The sequence below is a fragment of the Terriglobia bacterium genome (assembly GCA_020073495.1).
Classification (GTDB): domain Bacteria; phylum Acidobacteriota; class Terriglobia; order Terriglobales; family Acidobacteriaceae; genus JAIQFD01.
Window position 1 is genome coordinate 616,568 of sequence record JAIQFD010000002.1, and the last position, 17,960, is coordinate 634,527.

Below are 17,960 nucleotides of genomic sequence, written 5' to 3' on the forward strand. Positions count from 1 at the left end.
ACAGCTATTTCCTTCCCCGATACAAACCGGCGATCCCGAAGGTATAGGGCGTCCAGGACGCATCCTGGAATCCCGCAGCGCGCATCCGGCCGAGCATCTCTTGCGGATCCGGGAACCGCTCCACGGAGGCGGGCAGGTAGGAGTAGGGGCCGCGCACGCCGGAGATGAGCGTGCCGACCTTCGGAAGCACACGGCGAAAATAGAAGCCGTAGAGAACGCCGAGCACGCCCCGCGGTTCGCCAAAATCGAGGATGCCCACTTCCCCGTCGGGCCGCAGCACGCGGAAGATCTCGCGCAAGCCTGCGTCGTAGTTCGCCAGGTTGCGGAAGCCGAAGGCAGAAACCACCAGGTCGAAGCTGGCATCGTGCAGGGGAAGGCGGAGGGCGTCGGCTTCGACGACGCGGAAGTTCTTGCCCAAGCTCTTATCCGCGGCGAGCCGAAGCATGGGGTGGGCGAAGTCGGCGCCGACGATCTGCGGATTCGGGCTCTGGCGGCGGACGGCCAAACCCATGTCCCCGGTGCCGCAGCAAAGATCGAGCACGCGCGCGCCGGGACGTTCCAGGAGGTGGCGGAAAGTGCGCGCCGCGCGGCGCCACCACAGCCGGTCCACGTTCATCGAGAGGAGGTGGTTCAGCAGATCGTAGCGGGGCGCGATGGCAGAAAACATCTCGCGCACCGCCGTGGCCGCGGCCTGCTCGTCGCGCGCGCCGGCCGGTTGAGCGCCGACGATCTTCTCCTGCTCTGCCGACGTCAATGCAGGCGCTCCACGGCGTCGAGGTCGGCCTTGTCTCCGAGATACTCGTATTTCTGCAGGGCGATGGGCACGTTGCCATTCTTCCACACAAAGTCGTGGAACCGGTTCAGCAGGAACGAGTCGCCTTCCTTGCGGCGCGCCTGGGCGAGGAATCCGAGGATCTGCGCCTTGCCGATCTGGTAGCTGATGGCCTGGCCGGGGTCGGAGGCGAAGAATGCCGCCTCATCGTGCGCGGTCTCGGCATCCATGGGGACGGTGGTGCTCAGGTATTCGGCTCCCTGCTCGATGGTGAACTGGCCGAGAGCGAGCTTGACGTCCACCTCGACGCGCAGCGCGCGCAGGCGCGCCATGTTGTAGATGATCTCGCGGGTGCGCGGCGAGTCGTCGAACAGGCCGGCCTGGACCATCATCTCCTCGTTGTAGAAGGCGATGCCCTCGTTGGCTCCGGAATCGTAGTAGTGGCGGCGGATAAGGTCCTCGTGCGCCCAGGACCACGCCATCTGCATGTAGTGCACGCCCTCGTGCACGATGCTGGTGCGTGGATCCTTGGCGTTGATGACGGCGAAGTATCCGATATCGGGCGCGGGCGGCGGCAGGTAGCGCACGCCGTTCTCCTTGAGCCGCGTAGGCGAGGTCAGGTCGTCGGTCACGCCGACGGAGGAGAGCGGCGCGAGGTAGCGGGGCATGGGCAGGTTGCGATAGTGCTGGAGCCAATCGGGCAGGTCCAAGATGCCGAACTCGTGGAAGTACTGGCGAACCGCAAGCTCGTCGCCGGCTTCGCGCTTGATCTGCGCCTCAGCGGACGGCGCCAGCTTCAGGTCCGGCAACCCGCGATCGCGGTGATGCTCGAGATCCTCAAAGGCGACCGAGCGGGCCCATTCTAGGCGCCCGATCTGAAGCAGCTGCTCCGGCGCGTACGGCAGGAGGGCCACGTTCTTCAAGAACCAGACGTAGTTGTCACCGCCGATCGCGGTCTTCTGCGACATCTGCGGCAGGCGCTGCTGCAGCCACCCGGCATACGACTCGAGCGCGACGATGGCGCGTTCCATCGCCGGCTCCAGCCTCACGGCGGCTTCCGGCGCCACTGCGGGCTTGAGTTCGCGCGCGACGGCCAGCAGGCGCGGGCGGATGTCTTTCAATTCGAGCAGGGCGACGCGGGCGAAGGGAGCGGCCGGGTCGGTGAGATTCTGGCGCGCGTCGCCGAGAATAGCCGGAACTGATTCGAGGCGGCGCACAATCTCGTCGCTGCGTGTTTGGCCGAACGGAGGCTGGACGATGAGGGCGTCGAACAGGGCGCCGATGGTCTGGGCGTTGTAGAAGCGCGGGTTGCGCTGCCAGGCACATAGGACGTCAAGCTCCCACTTCACCCGCATGATCGCAGACCCCAAGAGGCGGCGATCGACCTCGCGTGCGCGGTCGGTCTGCGGCGGGATCTTCCCCCAGCGCTGCTCGAATCCGGCCAACGCCCGGCGCTGCGTGGTGATGGCGGCGGGTGACCAGTCGGCCTTCCATCCGTCGGGCCGCTCGATGCGCGGGATGTCGTCACCAGAAAACGGCTGGGTTGTGGCTCGCCAGGCCCAGAAGTCGCGCCCGAGGTCGTCAATTGCGTCGGCGGATGCGAGGGGAACGGCCAGCGACAGCGCCAACGCGAGCACAGCGAGTTTTCTCATCAGTGTCACCAGTATGGTTCGATGGTTCGATTCGGTCTCTGCCAGCCCGATCCGCAACCTCTACGCCCGGCTAAGATCGCGCAATCCCTCCACCGCCTGCAGGACGGCGCGATCGGGCACGTCGGAAACGATCTCCACCTTGCCGATCCCCGTGGGGAGCACAAAGTGGACCACGCCGTCCCGGGTCTTCTTGTCGGCTTGCAGCCGACGGAGGACGCTGCGCGGACGCGTGGAGACGCGCGGCAGCGCAGCATAGGCGAGCACAGCGGAGATCACGCGCCGCGCAGTCGCGGAGTCGGTCTTCTGCATGGCGGCGGCGATCGTGGACGCAGCGATCATGCCCCAGGCCACGGCTTCGCCATGCAGGAACTGTTTGTACGCCGTCTCCGCCTCCAGGGCGTGGCCGACGGTGTGTCCGAAGTTCAGGATGCGGCGCAGGCCGCCTTCGCGCTCGTCGGCGGCGACCACATCGGACTTTACACGGATGCACTCGGTGATCAGCCATTCGAGCGCGGCGCCGTCCCGCCGCAGGATGGCCCCGCGCTCCTGCTCCATGAATTCGAAGATGGCCGGGTTGCGAATCACCCCGCACTTGAGCGCTTCGTACAGGCCGGAGCGGTACTCGCGCTCCGGCAGGGTGGAAAGCAAGTGGGGATCCACCAGCACGGCGCGCGGTTGATGGAAGGTGCCCAGAAGGTTCTTGCCCGCCGGAAGGTTCACGCCTGTCTTTCCGCCGATGGCGGAGTCGAGCTGGGCGACCAGCGTGGTTGGCACCTGCACGACGTCGATGCCGCGCATGTAGATGGAAGCGACGAATCCGGCGACGTCGCCCACCACGCCTCCGCCGAAGGCGATGACCACGGAGCTGCGATCCGCGCCGCCCTTCACCAGGCGCGCTGAGAGATCCTCGACCGTCCGCATGGTCTTGTAGCGCTCGCCGTCACCCATGTCGATGAAGTCGAATTTTAGCCCTGCTTTGCCGAGGGCCTTGGCGAACGCTGGTCCCCAGTGCCTGCGGACCGGGCGGCTGCTGACCACGAACGCGCGCCGTTTGCCGCCCAGCACGGCGACCAGCTGCTCGCCCGCGCGGCGCAGTAGTCCGCTCTCGACGAAGGCCGAGTAGGGGCGCGGCGGCACGGCGATGTTGACTTCTTTCACGGCGTTTCATCATAGCCGAAGGCCAAGTGACGGCGGGAGAAATGCGGGAAGTCGAGCGCACTCCGGCTCACCGATTGCAAACCGGGCCGGGTGTTATCATTTTGCCGGCATGAAGAGCGTCCCAGCCGAAACCGACTTCATTGTCGTGGGTGCCGGCATCGCGGGCATGCGCGCAGCCATCGAACTGGCCGCCGCGGGGCGCGTCCTTGTGCTCGCCAAGAACGAGCTCACCGAATCAGCCACCCAGTACGCTCAGGGCGGCATCGCCGTCGCGCTCAGCGACGAGGACGAGATCAGCCTTCACCTTCAGGACACGCTCAATGCCGGCGACGGCCTGTGCAATGTCGAAGCCGCCAAGGTGCTGGTCGAGGAGGGCCCGGAGCGCATCCAGGAACTCATCGATTGGGGCACGCAGTTCGACCGGCACGGCACCAAGCTGACTTTCACGCGCGAAGGCGCGCACAGCCGCTCGCGCGTGTTGCACGCCCACGGCGACTCCACCGGACGGGAGATCGGGCGCGCGCTCTACCACAAGGCAAAGACGTTCAGGAACATCTCCTTCTGCGAATTCGAGTTTGCCGTCGACCTGTGTCATCACGACGGCCGCGTGGGAGGCATCGAGCTGATCAACGAGAAGGGCGAGGTGAAAGAGGTCCACGCGTCGGCGGTGCTGCTGGCCACGGGCGGCATCGGGCAGGTCTACAAGGAGACGACCAACCCGGGCGTGGCGACCGGCGACGGCGTGGCCATGGCCTACCGCGCCGGAGCAGAGATCAGCGACATGGAGTTCGTGCAGTTCCATCCCACGGCGCTGTACGTCAAGGGGGCGCCCCGGTTCCTGCTGTCGGAGGCGTTGCGGGGCGAAGGCGCGATCCTGCGCAACCAGGAGATGGTGCGCTTCATGTCCAAGTACCACTCCATGGCGGAACTGGCGCCGCGGGACGTGGTGGCCCGCGCCATCGCGCATGAGATGGAGCGCTCGAAAGCGCCCGATCCCTGCGTCTTCCTGGACATGACGCATCTCGAGGGCAAGCACCTCCGAGAACGCTTCCCACGCATCTACGCCACCTGCATGGAGTTCAACATCGACATGGAGACGGACCTGATGCCGGTACGGCCCGCGGCGCACTATGCCATGGGCGGCGTACGCACCGACCTGGAGGGCAGGACGAACCTGCCCGGACTCTATGCCGCGGGCGAGTGCGCCTGCACCGGCGTGCACGGAGCGAACCGCCTGGCCAGCAATTCCCTGCTCGAGGGGCTGGTGTACGGAGCGCGCGCCGGCCGCACCCTCTGCACCGAAGCACGCCCGGTGGGGCACAAGAACAATCCCGGCAACAAGGCAGGCACAAGGATCGAGGCCCCGGGTGAGCCGAACGGACCGGCGGCCGAGGGGATCATCCACGGCGTGCAAGACTTGGCGTGGAAGGAGGTCGGCATCGTGCGCAATGGCGGGCAACTGCGGCAGGCCATCCATCAGCTCGAACGATGGCACGACCGCCTTCCGCCCATGACCAGCCGGCGTAACTGCGAGGCCCATAACATCTACCAGAGCGCGCTGCTGATCGCGCGCTCGGCGCTGGCGCGCGAAGAGAGCCGCGGCGCCCATTACCGCCTGGACTACCCCAGCCACAACGACGCCAAGTTCCACAAGCATTCGGTCGTCGTGCGCGACAAGACTCGCTTCGAATAAACCTCGCCTACGGACTGGACGGGCCCCCAGCCTCCGGCTCATGCTTTTTCGGCAACGCGATCGAGGCGCCGATGGAGACGGCAAGCACCACCGCCACGACGCCGAGGGCGAGGTGGATGGGCATGTCGTAATAGTGCGAAAGCAGCATCTTCGCCCCGATGAACATGAGTATGACCGCAAGCCCGTAATGCAGGTAGTGAAACAGCTCCATCATCCCAGACAGCGCAAAGTAGAGGGAGCGGAGGCCCAGCACGGCGAAGACGTTCGAGGTGTACACGATGAACGGGTCCTGCGTGACCGCCAGGACCGCCGGGATGGAATCGGTGGCGAACAGCACGTCGGTGGTCTCGACCAGCACCAGCACCAGCGCCAGGGGCGTGGCAAACCAGCCTTGCGGCGTGTGCTCGAAAAACCGGTCGTCCTTGTAATCGTGGGTTACACGGACATGCTTGCGGAACAGCTTCAGCACCCAGCTGTCCTTGGGACTGATCGCTACCCCGCGATGTACGGCGAGCTTGACGCCTGTGTACACCAGGAACGCGCCGAATACGTAGATGATCCACTGCACGCGGCGGATGAGAGTCACGCCGGTCGCGATGAAAATGGCCCGCATGATGAGCGCGCCCAGGATCCCCCAGAACAACACCTTGTGCTGGATCTGCCGTGGCACCGCAAAATGGCGGAAGATCAGCAGAAAGACGAAAAGGTTATCGACGCTGAGCGACTCTTCAATGAGATAACCGGTCACGAACTCGAGCGCGAGCTGGCGATTGGGCTTGGCCCAGCTGCCGGTCATCAGATGACCGAAATGGTAGATGAGAACGGCGAATGTGGCGGCCAGGCCGACCCACACCACGGTCCACGCGAGGGCCTCGCGGTAGCGCACGGCGTGTGCCTTGCGATGGAAGACCCCCAGGTCCAACACGAGCATCGCCAGCACGAACGCGTTGAATAAGACCCAGAACAGCCAGTTCCCGGCCATTCAGTTTTCTCCGGTCGGCATTGTAACTGCGAGGTGTCGAATGTGCTGTGCGTTGGTTCACCCGGTGAGCGATTCCCACCCGCGTCGTTCCAGGTCCCAGAAGATGAAGGCGATGCCTGCAGCCGCACAAAGCAGCAGGCCGAATCCCAGGGCGAAGCGGCCGAAGACGACGTACCCGATGCCGAACAGGGCCGAGTAGATCATCCCGCAGCCCACGATCCAGTCCACCGCAGCCCAGCGCAGACTCTGCCGGGAGACATGGTTACGCGCGAAGGCGCGCCATCCCGCCGCCGCGGGCTGCACCTTGTCGTAGAACGCCTGCAGCCTGGCTGCGGGTTCCGGCGGCGTCAGGTAGGTGACGACCAGCCAGCTCACGGTAGTAAAGGCCGTGGTAAGGATCATGAGCCACGCGAAACCGTGGGCATCGTCGGAGCTCAGGGGTGCTGCCGGCAGGCGTAGGTCGAACTCCTGCAACCTCGTGACCACCGGCGCCGACCACCTCGATTGCAGGTAGAGCGAAGACACCGCGGCCGCGGTCATGGCGCTGACCTCCGACCACGCGTTAATACGCCACCAGAACCAGCGAAGAATGAAAACCAGCCCGGCGCCCGCGCCGATGGCAATGAGGAATTTCCACGCGCCTCCGATCGAGTCCATATAAAACGCGGCGATCCCCGCAACCAGCGTGACGAATACCGTCGCGACTCGCGAAGCCACCACATAGTGACGCTCTGCTTCTCCCCTGCGCACGAAACGCCGGTAGAAGTCGTTGATCAGGTAGGACGCGCCCAGGTTGATGTGCGTCCCGATGGTGGACATGAATGCCGCCGCGAAGCCCGCCAGCATCAGCCCGCGCAGGCTCGGAGGAAGTTGCGTCACCATGACCTGGAGGTAGCCCGCCTCGGGATCCTTCAGGTTCGGATACATCGCGACCGCGACCAGCGCCGCCAGGATCCACGGCCATGGGCGCAATGCGTAGTGCGCGATGTTGAACAGCAGCGTTGCGCCCAGCGAGTGCCGCTCGTTCTTTGCCGAGAAAATCCGCTGCGCGATGTACCCTCCACCTCCGGGTTCAGCGCCCGGATACCAGCTCGCCCACCAGTTGATGCTGAGAAACACCAGGAACGTGAGGAACAGGTCGGAGCCGGGCGCCGGGAAAAAGGCGAGCGTGTTCCGATGGATGGTCGCGTCATACGCCGCGATCTTTGCTGTCAGCCCGGCCATGCCGCCCACCGCCGCCACCGCGAAGGCAGCCAGCGCGATCACCATGGTCATCTTCAGGATGAACTGTATGAAGTCGGTCCACAGCACCGACCACAGACCCGAGACCGCGGTGTAGACCAGCGTCAGAGCAGCGATGGCGAGGGCGAGAAGGAGGGCGTGCAGCTTGTCGAGGCCGAGGGTGATCTCGAGCACCTTGGCCATGGCCAGGTACACCCAGCCCATGATGATGGTGTTCACCGGGAGAGCGAGGTAGAGCGCGCGAAAGCCGCGCAGAAAGGCTGCCGGCTTGCCCGCGTAGCGCAGCTCCGCGAACTCCATATCGGTGAGCACTCCGGCCCGGCGCCACAGTCGGGCGAAGAAGAAGACAGTCATCATGCCGCTCAGCGCCATCGCCCACCACAGCCAGTTTCCCGCAATGCCGTTCTTGTAAACCAGGCCGGTAACGACCAGGGGCGTGTCCGCCCCGAATGTGGTCGCGACCATCGAGGTCCCCGCCAGCCACCACGGCACGCTCCTCCCCGAGATGAAGAACTCGCCCACGCTCCCGCTGGCGCGCCGGTAGTAATGGAAACCAATGCCGAGGTTGATGGCGAAGTAGACGGCGAGGACGAGCCAGTCGAGCGCGGTCAGTTGCACGTTGCTGAACTCTTACCACGGATTCGAACCCATGCCCATCGCTATTCGAGAGTATCGGAGTAGCGGCCTAGCGCAGGTCGAGGAGCCGGATCGTCTCCAGAACCACGTCGCCCGAGATCTGCAGGCTCTTCGGGCTCACTTTGTCGAGAGTGTCCTGGTCGGTGTGGTGCAGCGAGTTGTTGTAGCCGTAGTCGAGATCGATGATGTCGGCGACCGGCACGCCGAGCCGGCCGAAAGGCAGGTGGTCGTCCTCCACCGCGGTCTCGTTCACGAAGAAGTGCGATTGATAACCCAGGTTCGACGCCGCCTGGTACACCAGATCCTCGAGCCATGCTGTTGAGTTCTGGTCACGCTGGATGTCTAGGTCCGCGTCGCCGATCATGTCGGTCAGTAGGAAGGCCTTGAGCTCCTTCAGGGTTCCGTCCTTCTGCCATTTCTCGGCCATGTGCTTGCTGCCGTAGAGGCTGTCCTCCGCAGACCATTGCCGCACCGCCTCCTCGCCGTCGAACCACACCAGCCAGACGCTGTAGCCCCGCCGTCTGCCCCGCAGATGGTTGGCGAGCTCGAGCAGCAGGCCGGTGGTCGAACCGCCATCGTTCGCCCCGACGAACTTCGGCCTGCCATACAGCGTGTCGTAATGTGAAGCGATGACGATGATTCCGTCCTTCGTCCCAGCGTACTTGGCGATGATGTTGAACATGGGGACTGAGCCCGCAGGCGTCTGCGCGGTGAACTCATCGCTCTCCACCTGGTCGCCCTTGAGCCGCGCCACGATGTAGTTCTCGACCTTCTTGTGCGCCGGGCTGCCGATCGGCCGCGCGCCGAGGCCCACCACCTCGCGCACGTACTTCATGGCCCGTGAGGCATCGATTTTGGGCGCGGTGGCCGGAGCCGGGTCAGCGGTGCGCGCCGGCGCCGCAGTCTGCGCCGGTTGTGCCGCGGCCTCGATTGGAGGTGGGCTCTTCGTATTTCCGTTCCCTTGAGAGCAACCCGCTGCCGTCAGCAAACTCAACGTGCCCAGCACGACGGCAATCCGGGTCATGGCGCCTGCGCCTTGGCTTTCCGGCGAGTCGGATGCGCGAACCACGCGATGCCGATGCTCAGCAGGTAAAGCACGATCATCGGGGCGGCGAAGATGCACATGTTCAGGATGTCGGTGGTCGGCGTCAGGATGGCGGCGATGATGAAGATCACCAGAATGGAGTAGCGGAAATTGCGCCACATCCAGCCGGCGCTCACTACCCCCATCAACGATAGGAAGAACACCAGGATGGGCAATTCGAAGATGACGCCCAGGCCGATGATGACGGTCAGGAACAGGTCGGTGTACTCGCCGATGGTGATCATCGGCTGGAACTGCTCGCCGTATCCGATCAGGAAGTCCAGCGCCGCCGGATAGACCAGCCTGTAGCCGAAATAGCCGCCCGCCAGGAAGAGAAAGACGGTCAGCACCATGAAGGGCACGACGTAGCGCTTCTCGTGCCGGTAGAGGCCGGGGGCGATGAACGCCCATACCTGGTAGAGGATGAAGGGAGAGGCCAGGAACAGGCCCGCAAGCAACCCAACCTTCAAGTAAAGGTTGAAAGGTTCGGTCGGGTTCAAGTAGACCAGCTGCTCGCTCTTGTGGTGCGCCCGCAGGGCCTCGACCACCGGCGCCTGCACGTAGACGTAAATCCGCTCGGCGTAGTACCAGGCGGCGCCGAAGCCCACACCCACCGCCAGCAGCGAGTAGATGATGCGTTTGCGTAGCTCTTCCAGGTGTTCCAGGAAGCTCATGCCCGGCAGTTCTGAGCGGCTGACAGGAGGTTCGGGTGGGGCGGCGGCCGTCTCAGGCACCTTGCCTCCCCTCGGGCTCGGTGGGTGGCACGCTCAGGCTTTCGCCGGTACCGTTGGTGGGCGCTGCTTCCGGGTACGGAGCATCCCGGGGGATGGTCTCGAGCGCGATCGGCTTCGGCGCGGGCGGCTCCGGTGGGGCGATTTTCTTGCGTGTCTCCTCGGCTTCCATGTTCCGGACCTCATCCTCGAGCTGCGCCTTGAACTCGTTGCTAGCGCGCTTGAACTGCGTCAGCGCCTCCCCGATCTGGCGCCCGATCTCCGGCAGCTTCTTCGGCCCGAAAATAAGCAGGGCAATGAAGAAGATGAACAGCATCTCCGAGAAGCCAAGGTTCATAGGCAGATGATACCAGCAGGACGGCGGGCTGCGAGAGCCTCGCCGGCCGGAGTCTTGGGTGTTTATTACCCCTGACGGTTCCTGGTCTGCAACGTCCAACCGTGAGACGGGAACTTTCGCACCCCCGAACCCCCCGGGCGCATCTTAAGACTCAAAGAAGCCGGACGATTGGGGCCTGAGGTTCCTGTCGCTACCGTGCTATACTGCGGGAAATTGGGACGATCTGTGTCCTGCCTGCTGAAGGAACCCAGAAAAATGGCTGGTCGTTCTCGTCGCTCTCTCCTCCTCGTGGTTTTCGTCATCCTGCTTTGCGGGGCGCTGGGAGCCGTCTTCGGTCAGCGCGTCACCGGCACGCCCCAAAACAGCGATGCCGACATCCGTGAAAGCCTGCGCGAATTCTCCCAGGTGTACGACGTCGTGGAGCAGAACTATGCCGAGCCCGTGAACGCCGACAAGGCCATCTATAACGGCGCCATCCCCGGCATGCTGCACGTCCTCGACCCGCACTCGAACTTCTTCGATCCCAAGTCGTACTCCCTGCTGCGCGAAGAGCAGCGGGGCAAGTACTACGGCGTGGGCATGCAGGTGGGACCGCGGAACAATAAGGTGATCGTGATCGCGCCCTTCGTGGGTACACCGGCGTACCGCGCCGGCATCCGCCCCGGGGACGTCATCGTCGCCGTGGACGGCAAGCCGACCGACAATCTCACCACCAGTGAGGTCGCCGAGATGCTCAAGGGCCCCAAGGGAACCGCGGTGCGCATCACCATCCTGCGGGAAGGCTCCGACAAGCCCCTCGAGTTCAAGGTCGTGCGCGACGAGATCCCGCGCGCCAGCGTGGACCTGAAATTCATGATCAAGCCCGGCATCGGCTACATGCACGTTTCCGGGTTCAACGAAACCACAGAAAAGGAAGTCGAAGACGCCCTCGAAGACTTCGGCGACCTTAAGGGTTTGATCCTCGACCTGCGCCAGAACCCTGGCGGGCTTCTGAGCGAGGGCGTCGGCGTGGCCGACAAATTCCTGAAGAAGGGTGCCCTGATCGTCTCGCATCACGGCCGTTCGAGCCCGCGGAAGGAGTACCGAGCGACGCACGGCAACGGCGGCAAGGACTACCCGCTGGTGGTGCTGGTGAACCGCGGGACAGCCTCGGCGGCGGAGATCGTCGCCGGCGCCATCCAGGACCACGATCGAGGATTGATTGTGGGCGAGACCACTTTCGGCAAGGGCCTGGTGCAGACCGTCTATCCGCTGGCGGAGAACACCGGCCTGGCGCTGACCACCGCCAAGTACTACACCCCCAGCGGACGCCTCATCCAGCGCGACTATACCGGCGTCTCTCTCTACGACTACTACTACAACCGGGAGGCGCTGGATAACAACGGCAACAAGGAAGTCCGCATGACCGACAGCGGCCGCACCGTCTACGGAGGTGGTGGCATCACCCCGGACGTGAAGATCGCGGCGCAGAAGAGCAATCGCTTCCAGGACACGATGCTCCAGCATTACGTCTTCTTTAATTTCGCCAAGCACTACCTGATCAACCGCCATGTGGCGAAGAACTTCGAGGTGGATGACCAGGTACTGAACGAGTTCCGGCGATTCCTCGACGACCAGAAGGTCCCCTACACCGAGGCGGAGCTGGTGGAGAACAACGACTGGGTGCGGTCGAGCATCAAGAGCGAGCTGTTCATCAGCGAATTCGGCCAGCAGGAAGGCCTGCGGGTGCGCGCGGAGAGCGATCCGCAGGTGACCAAGGCGCTGGATCTGATGCCCCAAGCCAAGGCCCTGGCGGAGAACGCCAAGAAGATCATCGCCGAGAAGGCGCAGGCCCGCGCGGGAAGCCAGTGAGAGCAGCCGCCGGCCGCTAGCCGCCGATCTTCCGCAAGAACGCAAGCCCCGCAGAATACGGGGCTTTTTGCTGGCCGCTCGCCGATGACCGACGACTGCCGACCGGCGACCCCGCCCGCGATGCGCGACGGCGGCCTGGATTCAGACTCCTACAAGCCGGCCACGTGGGAGCGCCGCAGGCGCGCGTCGTAGCCCAGTTGATGCGAGATGCGCAGGGTGGCGTCCTTCACCGCCGCAGCCAGCTTGGGCAGCATTTCCAGGCTGATCTGGTGGATGGTCCCGGTCATGCCCAGGCTAGCTTCGATCTGGCCGCCGACGCCGAAGATGGGAGCGGCGACACAGCGCACCTCCGAGCTGTTCTCTTCGTCGTCCACCGCGTACCCCTGCTCGCGCACTTTTTCGAGTTCCTTCATGAACCGTGCCGGGGAGGTGATGGTGCGTTGCGTCAGCTTTTTCATCCCCCGGGACTTCAGGATGGCCCCGATCTTCTCCGGGTCCAGGTAGGCGGCCAGGGCCTTGCCTACGCTGGTGGAGTGGATCTCCATGCGGCGGCCGACCCAGGTGTCCATCTTGATGAAACCCGGAGCGTCCACCTTCTCGACGTAGACGGCTTCATCGCCATCCAGGATGGCGAGGTGCGCGGTCAAATGGTTGTGCTCGACGAGATGGCGCATGATCGGTTGCGCCGCCTCGCGCACATCCAGCCCTGTGAGGGCTCCGCGCGACAGGCTCAATACTTTCACACCCAGGCGGTAGCGGCCGGTTTCCGGGTCGCGCCGCAGGTAGCCGCGGTGCTCCAGGGTGCGCAGGATATAGCTCGCGGAACTCTTGGGGATACGGAGCTTGCGGCTGATGTCGGCGTTGCTCATGCCGCCGCTGCGGTGGGCCACGGCTTCCAGGATCTCCAGCGTGCGCTCGACCGCGATGGAGGGGGATTCGAGGGTTGCAGCCATACGCCCATTGAATGTACAGCATCTTGAATTTGTGTTCAATAGGCTGAACGACTGCGTTGACCCTCGGATTTCCACAGGCCTAGGCTGCGTACAGGATGCTGAATCAGTGTTCAACATATTGAACACTCGGACTCCATCACGCTCCCCCGGGGCCCGAACGCCAGCCGGGAGAGAAGGCCCGCGATAAAACCGGCCACGACAGGAGACGCTTATGGGAACCAACGGCACGAACGGCACAGCAACGAAGATCACCGAGCAGTGGGCGACGGACCTGCGCTGGAGAGGGGTCGAGCGCCCCTACTCCGCCGCGGACGTGGAACGGCTGCGCGGATCCATCCATATCGACTACACGCTGGCGCGCCTGGGCGCAGAGCGGCTGTGGCAGCTCTTGCAAGAGCCCGGCTATGTGCATGCGCTCGGCGCCATGACCGGCAACCAGGCGGTGCAGATGGTCCAGGCCGGCTTGAAGTCGATCTACGTCAGTGGCTGGCAGGCAGCCGCCGACGCCAACGACGCCGGACAGATGTATCCCGACCAGAGCCTCTACCCTGCCGATAGCGTGCCCAACCTCTGCCGCCGCATCAACAATGCGTTGCAGCGCGCCGACCAGATCCACCACACCGAAGGCAGGAACGGGACCTACTGGTTCGCGCCCCTGGTCGCCGACGCCGAGGCGGGCTTCGGAGGCACTTTGAACGCCTTCGAGCTGATGAAGGCGATGATCGAAGCGGGCGCTGCCTGCGTGCACTTCGAGGACCAGCTCTCCTCGGTGAAGAAGTGCGGGCATCTGGGGGGCAAGGTTGTGGTCCCGACCAGCGAATTCATCCAGAAGCTGGTCGCGGCCCGGCTGGCGGCCGACGTCATGGGCGTCCCCACAGTTCTGATGGCGCGCACCGACGCCAACAGCGCCGGCCTGCTGACCAGCGACGTGGATCCGCGTGACCGTGAGTTCTGCACCGGCAAGCGGACGGGGGAAGGGTTCTTCGAGGTCCGATGCGGCCTGGAGGCAGCTATCGCGCGCGGCAACGCCTACGCGCCCTATGTCGAGCTCGTCTGGTGCGAGACGGCGGAGCCGAACCTGGAGGAAGCCCGGCGCTTCGCGGAGGGTGTGCTCCGGAACCATCCGACCAAGAAGCTGGCCTACAACTGCTCGCCGTCGTTCAACTGGAAGAAGAAGCTGGACGACGCCACCATCGCCAAATTCCAGCGCGAGCTGGGGGCGATGGGCTATAAGTACCAGTTCGTGACCCTGGCCGGGTTCCACGCCATGAACCTCAGCGTGTTCGAGCTGGCCCGCGCATACAAGGACAAGGGGATGGCGGCCTACTCCAGACTGCAGGAGAAGGAGTTTGCCCGCGAATTCGAGTACGGCTACGGCGCGGTGAAGCACCAGCACTTCGTGGGCACCGGGTACTTCGACGAAGTGCAGAAGGTGATCACTTCGGGCCAGGCCTCGACCATGGCGCTGGAAGGCTCGACCGAGCAGGAGCAGTTCGACGTGAAGGTCAAACCAGTGCACATCCCCGGGCGCGACGCGTCGTGCCAGCCCATCCTGGGCGACTGCCCGGCGGTGACGCCGACCCAGATCACGAGGAGTGGTGAGGGCGCGGCCGACTGAACGATTCTTTGTCCATGGCCTGGGCCGCGGCCCAGGCCTTTTTTGTTCCAGAATCGATCGCGAACACAACCCCCGTCGCCGGTCCGCTATACTGTCGCGTTCCACCGATCCTTATTTGACACAGAGGAGTCCCCGGTGCGTCTCACCACATTTGTCTTTATCATCTGCATCGTGCTGTTCGTCTTGCCTATGACCGCACAACAAACCACAGCCGCTTCCCCACCCTGGATCAAGGACGCGAGCGCAAAGCTTCAGGCCGACCTGATCACCCGTTACGGCGAGGGTCAGCGCACGCGCATCAAGCGCGGCCTGAAGCAGGTCGGCGAGTTCTGGCGCGCCGAGGACGGCGACCGGGCCGCATTCGAGGACTTTGTCCGCACCAACTTCGCCGGCGGCCAGCCGGCGCTCGACACCCTGTTCAACCGCTTCGAAACCCTCATGGAGCAGCTCGACGGCCACATGCACGAGATCGGCCGCGAGTTTCGCAACGTGGCCGATCTCGATGTCGGCCCCGTCCAGCCCTACGACGAGATCTTCGCCGGTTACGAGCCGAGCGCCCACGTCCTTGACGATTTCTTCCAGAACAAGCTGGCGTTCGTCGTCCTGCTGAATTTCCCTCTGACCACGCTCGAGGAGCGTCTCACCGGCGGGGAGAAGTGGAGCCGCCGGCAGTGGGCCGAGGCGCGTCTGGCACAGCGTTTTTCCAAGCGCATCCCCGCCGACGTGCAACTGGCCATCGCCCAGGCCGCGTCGCAGGCGGACGCTTACATCGCCAGTTACAACATCTGGATGCACCACCTGGTGGACGGCCAGGGCAACCGCCTGTTCGCCCCCAAGCTGCGCCTGCTCTCCCATTGGAACCTGCGCGACGAGATCAAGGCCGACTACAGCGACAAGAAAGACGGCCTGGCCAAGCAGCGCACCATCCAGCAGGTGATGGAGCGCATCGTGACGCAGACCATCCCCGAGAGCGTGGTCAACAACCCGCATGTGGACTGGAACCCCTTCACCAACGACGTGAGCCCCGCGGCGGTGCAGGATGGCGAGGTGCCCGGCAAGAAGGACGTGAAACCAGGCAATGCGGCCGAGCCGGACACACGCTACTCGGTCCTGTGGAGCACCTACGCCGCGGTGAAGAAGGCCGACCCGTACTCCCCCACTGCACCCACGCACATCGCGCGCCGCTTTGATGAGGATCGTGAGATCCCGGAGCCACGCTTCGAGGCCCTGCTGAAGGCCGTGGTCACCTCGCCGCTGGTGCCGAGGGTGGCAAAGCTGATCGAGGCCCGTCTGGGACGCCCGCTGGAGCCGTTCGACGTCTGGTACAGCGGCTTCCGTCCGCGCGGACACTACACCGAGGCCGAACTCGACGAGATCGTCGCCAAGAGGTACCCCACCGCAGAGGCCTACAAGAAGGACATCCCGAACATCCTGGTGAAGTTCGGCTGGTCGCGCGAGCGGGCGCAGCAGCTGGCCGACAACATCATCGTGGACCCGGCGCGCGGCTCCGGCCACGCCATGGGCGCCAGCATGCGCTCGGAGAAGGCTCACCTTCGGACCCGCGTGGAAAAGTCGGGGATGAACTACAAGGGCTACAACATCGCCGTCCACGAGATGGGTCACAACATCGAGCAGACCCTATCGCTGAACGACATCGACTTCTACGACCTGAACGGCGTGCCCAACACCGCCTTCACCGAAGCCCTGGCCATGGTGCTCCAGAATCACGATCTCGAGCTGCTCGGATTGTCGCAACCCGACGCCAAGACCCAGGCCATGTCCACGCTCAATGAATTCTGGGGGACCTACGAGATCGCTGGGGTCGCACTGGTGGACATGGCGGTCTGGCACTGGATGTACGACCATCCCAAAGCCACCCCCGCCGACCTGAAGAAGGCGACGGTGCAGATCTCGAAGGACGTCTGGAACCAGTACTACGCGCCGGTCTTCAAGAAGAAGGACGTGGTGCTGCTCGGCATTTACTCTCACATGATCCATTCGTTCCTCTACCTGCCGGACTACCCGCTCGGTCACATGATCGCCTTCCAGGTGGAAGAGAAGTTGGGACAAATGAGCAAGATCGGGCCGGAGTTCGAGCGTGTCGCAAAATACGGGCATGTCGCGCCCGACCTTTGGATGAAACACGCCACGGGCGCGCCGGTCGGCCCCCATGCCCTACTTGCGGCCACCGATCGCGCGCTCAAACAATTAGAGGCGAACGCCGAGCTGGTGACTCCGGTCAGTCACTAGCTTGTTCGCCGTGGCTGCGATACAAGCGAAGCCATGACCCATGCTCAGCTGATCAAGCTGGCGGAATCATGGCTTCGCATTTCCTGTCGCTGCGGGGTCATCCTTTCGGAGCAGGCCTGTGCCAGCGGCGAGACGCCCGATGTGATCGGGTGGAAAGGCAAGTGCCGCTCGGTCGTGGTCGAGTGCAAAGTATCGCGCGCCGACTTCCTGGCCGACGCGCAGAAACCCTGGCGTCAGGACCCCAGCATCGCCCTCGGCTGTGAGCGCATCTACCTGGCGCCCGCCGGCCTTATCGCGGCCTCCGAATTGCCCCAGGGTTGGGGCCTGCTCGAGAGCCGCGGGCGCGAGGTGCAGCTCGTCGTAAAGCCCCGGCGCACCAGCCTGCGCACCCAGGAAGGGCTTCTTCACGAAATGAACCTGTTGCTGGCCAGCCTGAGGCGGGTGGAAGTCCGCATCGAGCCGCAGACCATCACCGACTTCCTCAAGTGGAAAAACCGCATGGCCGAATACAACGGCGGCGCCTATCCTGCTGGCCTGGCCGCGCCGGAGGAAGAAGCCAATGTCCATCTGGACGATGAACCTTCCTTGATGTGATCGCTCGCCATGATTGACAGCGCGCCTCGGCGGGTCTAACCTCGGCTACCCACGAGGGACCCATGCCGCGCTCCAAGAAGAACAACCGCCGGGCCGAACGCTACGCTTACCGCATTCCCACCAGCGTCAGAGTGCAACCCGGCACGAGCCGCTCGCTGGCGATGACTGGAAACCTGAGCGAGAAGGGCGTGTTCTTCTTCGCCGACGCCAAGGTCGAGAAAGGCTCCGAGATCGAGCTGGTCCTGATCATGCCGCCGGAGATCCCAGAATTCGCGCGCCGTTGGGTGTGCTGCAATGCACGCGTGGTTCGGGTGGAAGAAAAGCCGGGAGGCAAACAAGTGGGGATCGCAGCCGAGATCACCCGCTGCGAGGCCTTGCCCGAGATCCAGGGGTGGTAGCGCGGGCCG

The 17,960-nt window shown here is 64.3% G+C and carries 15 protein-coding genes; 6 read left to right on the top strand and 9 right to left on the bottom strand.

Going from position 1 to position 17,960, the window contains the following annotated elements; genetic code table 11:
* Positions 1-4: 4 nt before the first annotated feature.
* From LAN37_06640 to aroB, 3 genes are read right to left on the bottom strand one after another with little or no spacing between them, the layout of a single operon-like run.
* Positions 5-754: a ubiquinone/menaquinone biosynthesis methyltransferase gene (locus LAN37_06640; protein ID MBZ5646886.1), complete on the bottom strand. Its 750-nt coding sequence runs from the start codon at positions 752-754 to the stop codon at positions 5-7.
* The gene (locus tag LAN37_06645) at positions 751-2,424 is read right to left on the bottom strand and encodes a DUF885 domain-containing protein (protein MBZ5646887.1); all 1,674 of its coding nucleotides are present in this window, start codon (positions 2,422-2,424) and stop codon (positions 751-753) included. Before LAN37_06645 ends, LAN37_06640 begins: the two co-directional genes overlap by 4 nt.
* Positions 2,425-2,484: 60 nt before the next feature.
* Positions 2,485-3,582, bottom strand: a complete 1,098-nt coding sequence (gene aroB, locus LAN37_06650) for a 3-dehydroquinate synthase (GenBank protein ID MBZ5646888.1) — start codon at positions 3,580-3,582, stop codon at positions 2,485-2,487.
* A gap of 109 nt (positions 3,583-3,691) precedes the next feature.
* Between aroB and nadB the strand changes: the two genes are divergently transcribed.
* The gene (nadB, locus tag LAN37_06655; GenBank protein ID MBZ5646889.1) at positions 3,692-5,275 is read left to right on the top strand and encodes an L-aspartate oxidase; all 1,584 of its coding nucleotides are present in this window, start codon (positions 3,692-3,694) and stop codon (positions 5,273-5,275) included.
* Positions 5,276-5,282: 7 nt separating this feature from the next.
* On the opposite strand, the gene LAN37_06660 is transcribed toward nadB, so the two are convergent.
* The 5 genes from LAN37_06660 to LAN37_06680 form a co-directional block, all read right to left on the bottom strand.
* Complete coding sequence (locus tag LAN37_06660) at positions 5,283-6,257, bottom strand: TerC family protein (protein MBZ5646890.1); 975 nt, start codon at positions 6,255-6,257, stop codon at positions 5,283-5,285.
* A 57-nt stretch (positions 6,258-6,314) separates the two neighbouring features.
* A complete protein-coding gene (locus tag LAN37_06665; GenBank protein MBZ5646891.1) occupies positions 6,315-8,117 on the bottom strand; it encodes a Na+:solute symporter in 1,803 nt (600 codons plus the stop codon).
* Positions 8,118-8,184: 67 nt separating this feature from the next.
* Positions 8,185-9,159, bottom strand: a complete 975-nt coding sequence (locus LAN37_06670; GenBank protein MBZ5646892.1) for a M28 family peptidase — start codon at positions 9,157-9,159, stop codon at positions 8,185-8,187.
* Positions 9,156-9,893 carry a twin-arginine translocase subunit TatC gene (gene tatC / locus LAN37_06675; GenBank protein ID MBZ5646893.1) on the bottom strand — a complete coding sequence of 246 codons (738 nt, stop codon included), beginning with the start codon at positions 9,891-9,893 and terminating at the stop codon, positions 9,156-9,158. The genes LAN37_06670 and tatC overlap by 4 nt, the downstream gene beginning before the upstream one ends.
* A gap of 52 nt (positions 9,894-9,945) precedes the next feature.
* Complete coding sequence (locus LAN37_06680; protein MBZ5646894.1) at positions 9,946-10,287, bottom strand: twin-arginine translocase TatA/TatE family subunit; 342 nt, start codon at positions 10,285-10,287, stop codon at positions 9,946-9,948.
* A 255-nt stretch (positions 10,288-10,542) separates the two neighbouring features.
* On the opposite strand from LAN37_06680, the gene LAN37_06685 reads away from it, so the two are divergent.
* Positions 10,543-12,138 (top strand): S41 family peptidase, encoded by a 1,596-nt coding sequence (locus LAN37_06685; protein ID MBZ5646895.1) that lies wholly within the window; start codon positions 10,543-10,545, stop codon positions 12,136-12,138.
* Positions 12,139-12,287: 149 nt separating this feature from the next.
* Here LAN37_06685 and LAN37_06690 read toward each other — a convergent pair whose 3' ends face one another.
* The gene (locus LAN37_06690; protein MBZ5646896.1) at positions 12,288-13,091 is read right to left on the bottom strand and encodes an IclR family transcriptional regulator; all 804 of its coding nucleotides are present in this window, start codon (positions 13,089-13,091) and stop codon (positions 12,288-12,290) included.
* A 211-nt stretch (positions 13,092-13,302) separates the two neighbouring features.
* Here LAN37_06690 and aceA point away from each other — a divergent pair, with 211 nt between their 5' ends.
* The 4 genes from aceA to LAN37_06710 all read left to right on the top strand — a co-directional run bounded on the left by aceA (position 13,303) and on the right by LAN37_06710 (position 17,951).
* The gene (gene aceA / locus LAN37_06695) at positions 13,303-14,709 is read left to right on the top strand and encodes an isocitrate lyase (GenBank protein MBZ5646897.1); all 1,407 of its coding nucleotides are present in this window, start codon (positions 13,303-13,305) and stop codon (positions 14,707-14,709) included.
* A 189-nt stretch (positions 14,710-14,898) separates the two neighbouring features.
* Complete coding sequence (locus tag LAN37_06700; GenBank protein MBZ5646898.1) at positions 14,899-16,959, top strand: hypothetical protein; 2,061 nt, start codon at positions 14,899-14,901, stop codon at positions 16,957-16,959.
* Positions 16,960-16,992: 33 nt separating this feature from the next.
* Positions 16,993-17,553, top strand: a complete 561-nt coding sequence (locus LAN37_06705; GenBank protein ID MBZ5646899.1) for a hypothetical protein — start codon at positions 16,993-16,995, stop codon at positions 17,551-17,553.
* A gap of 62 nt (positions 17,554-17,615) precedes the next feature.
* Positions 17,616-17,951, top strand: coding sequence for a PilZ domain-containing protein (locus tag LAN37_06710; GenBank protein MBZ5646900.1), 336 nt, complete (start codon positions 17,616-17,618; stop codon positions 17,949-17,951).
* Positions 17,952-17,960: the final 9 nt, after the last annotated feature.

Bases quoted from the DNA above. Each gene is read 5' to 3' on its own strand.
- LAN37_06685 (MBZ5646895.1), top strand. From the start codon at position 10,543: ATGGCTGGTCGTTCTCGTCGCTCTCTCCTCCTCGTGGTTTTCGTCATC.
- nadB (MBZ5646889.1), top strand. From the start codon at position 3,692: ATGAAGAGCGTCCCAGCCGAAACCGACTTCATTGTCGTGGGTGCCGGC.
- LAN37_06690 (MBZ5646896.1), bottom strand. From the start codon at position 13,091: ATGGCTGCAACCCTCGAATCCCCCTCCATCGCGGTCGAGCGCACGCTG.
- LAN37_06670 (MBZ5646892.1), bottom strand. From the start codon at position 9,159: ATGACCCGGATTGCCGTCGTGCTGGGCACGTTGAGTTTGCTGACGGCA.
- LAN37_06680 (MBZ5646894.1), bottom strand. From the start codon at position 10,287: ATGAACCTTGGCTTCTCGGAGATGCTGTTCATCTTCTTCATTGCCCTG.
- LAN37_06705 (MBZ5646899.1), top strand. From the start codon at position 16,993: ATGACCCATGCTCAGCTGATCAAGCTGGCGGAATCATGGCTTCGCATT.
- aceA (MBZ5646897.1), top strand. From the start codon at position 13,303: ATGGGAACCAACGGCACGAACGGCACAGCAACGAAGATCACCGAGCAG.
- LAN37_06710 (MBZ5646900.1), top strand. From the start codon at position 17,616: ATGCCGCGCTCCAAGAAGAACAACCGCCGGGCCGAACGCTACGCTTAC.
- LAN37_06660 (MBZ5646890.1), bottom strand. From the start codon at position 6,257: ATGGCCGGGAACTGGCTGTTCTGGGTCTTATTCAACGCGTTCGTGCTG.
- LAN37_06700 (MBZ5646898.1), top strand. From the start codon at position 14,899: ATGACCGCACAACAAACCACAGCCGCTTCCCCACCCTGGATCAAGGAC.
- LAN37_06645 (MBZ5646887.1), bottom strand. From the start codon at position 2,424: ATGAGAAAACTCGCTGTGCTCGCGTTGGCGCTGTCGCTGGCCGTTCCC.
- tatC (MBZ5646893.1), bottom strand. From the start codon at position 9,893: ATGAGCTTCCTGGAACACCTGGAAGAGCTACGCAAACGCATCATCTAC.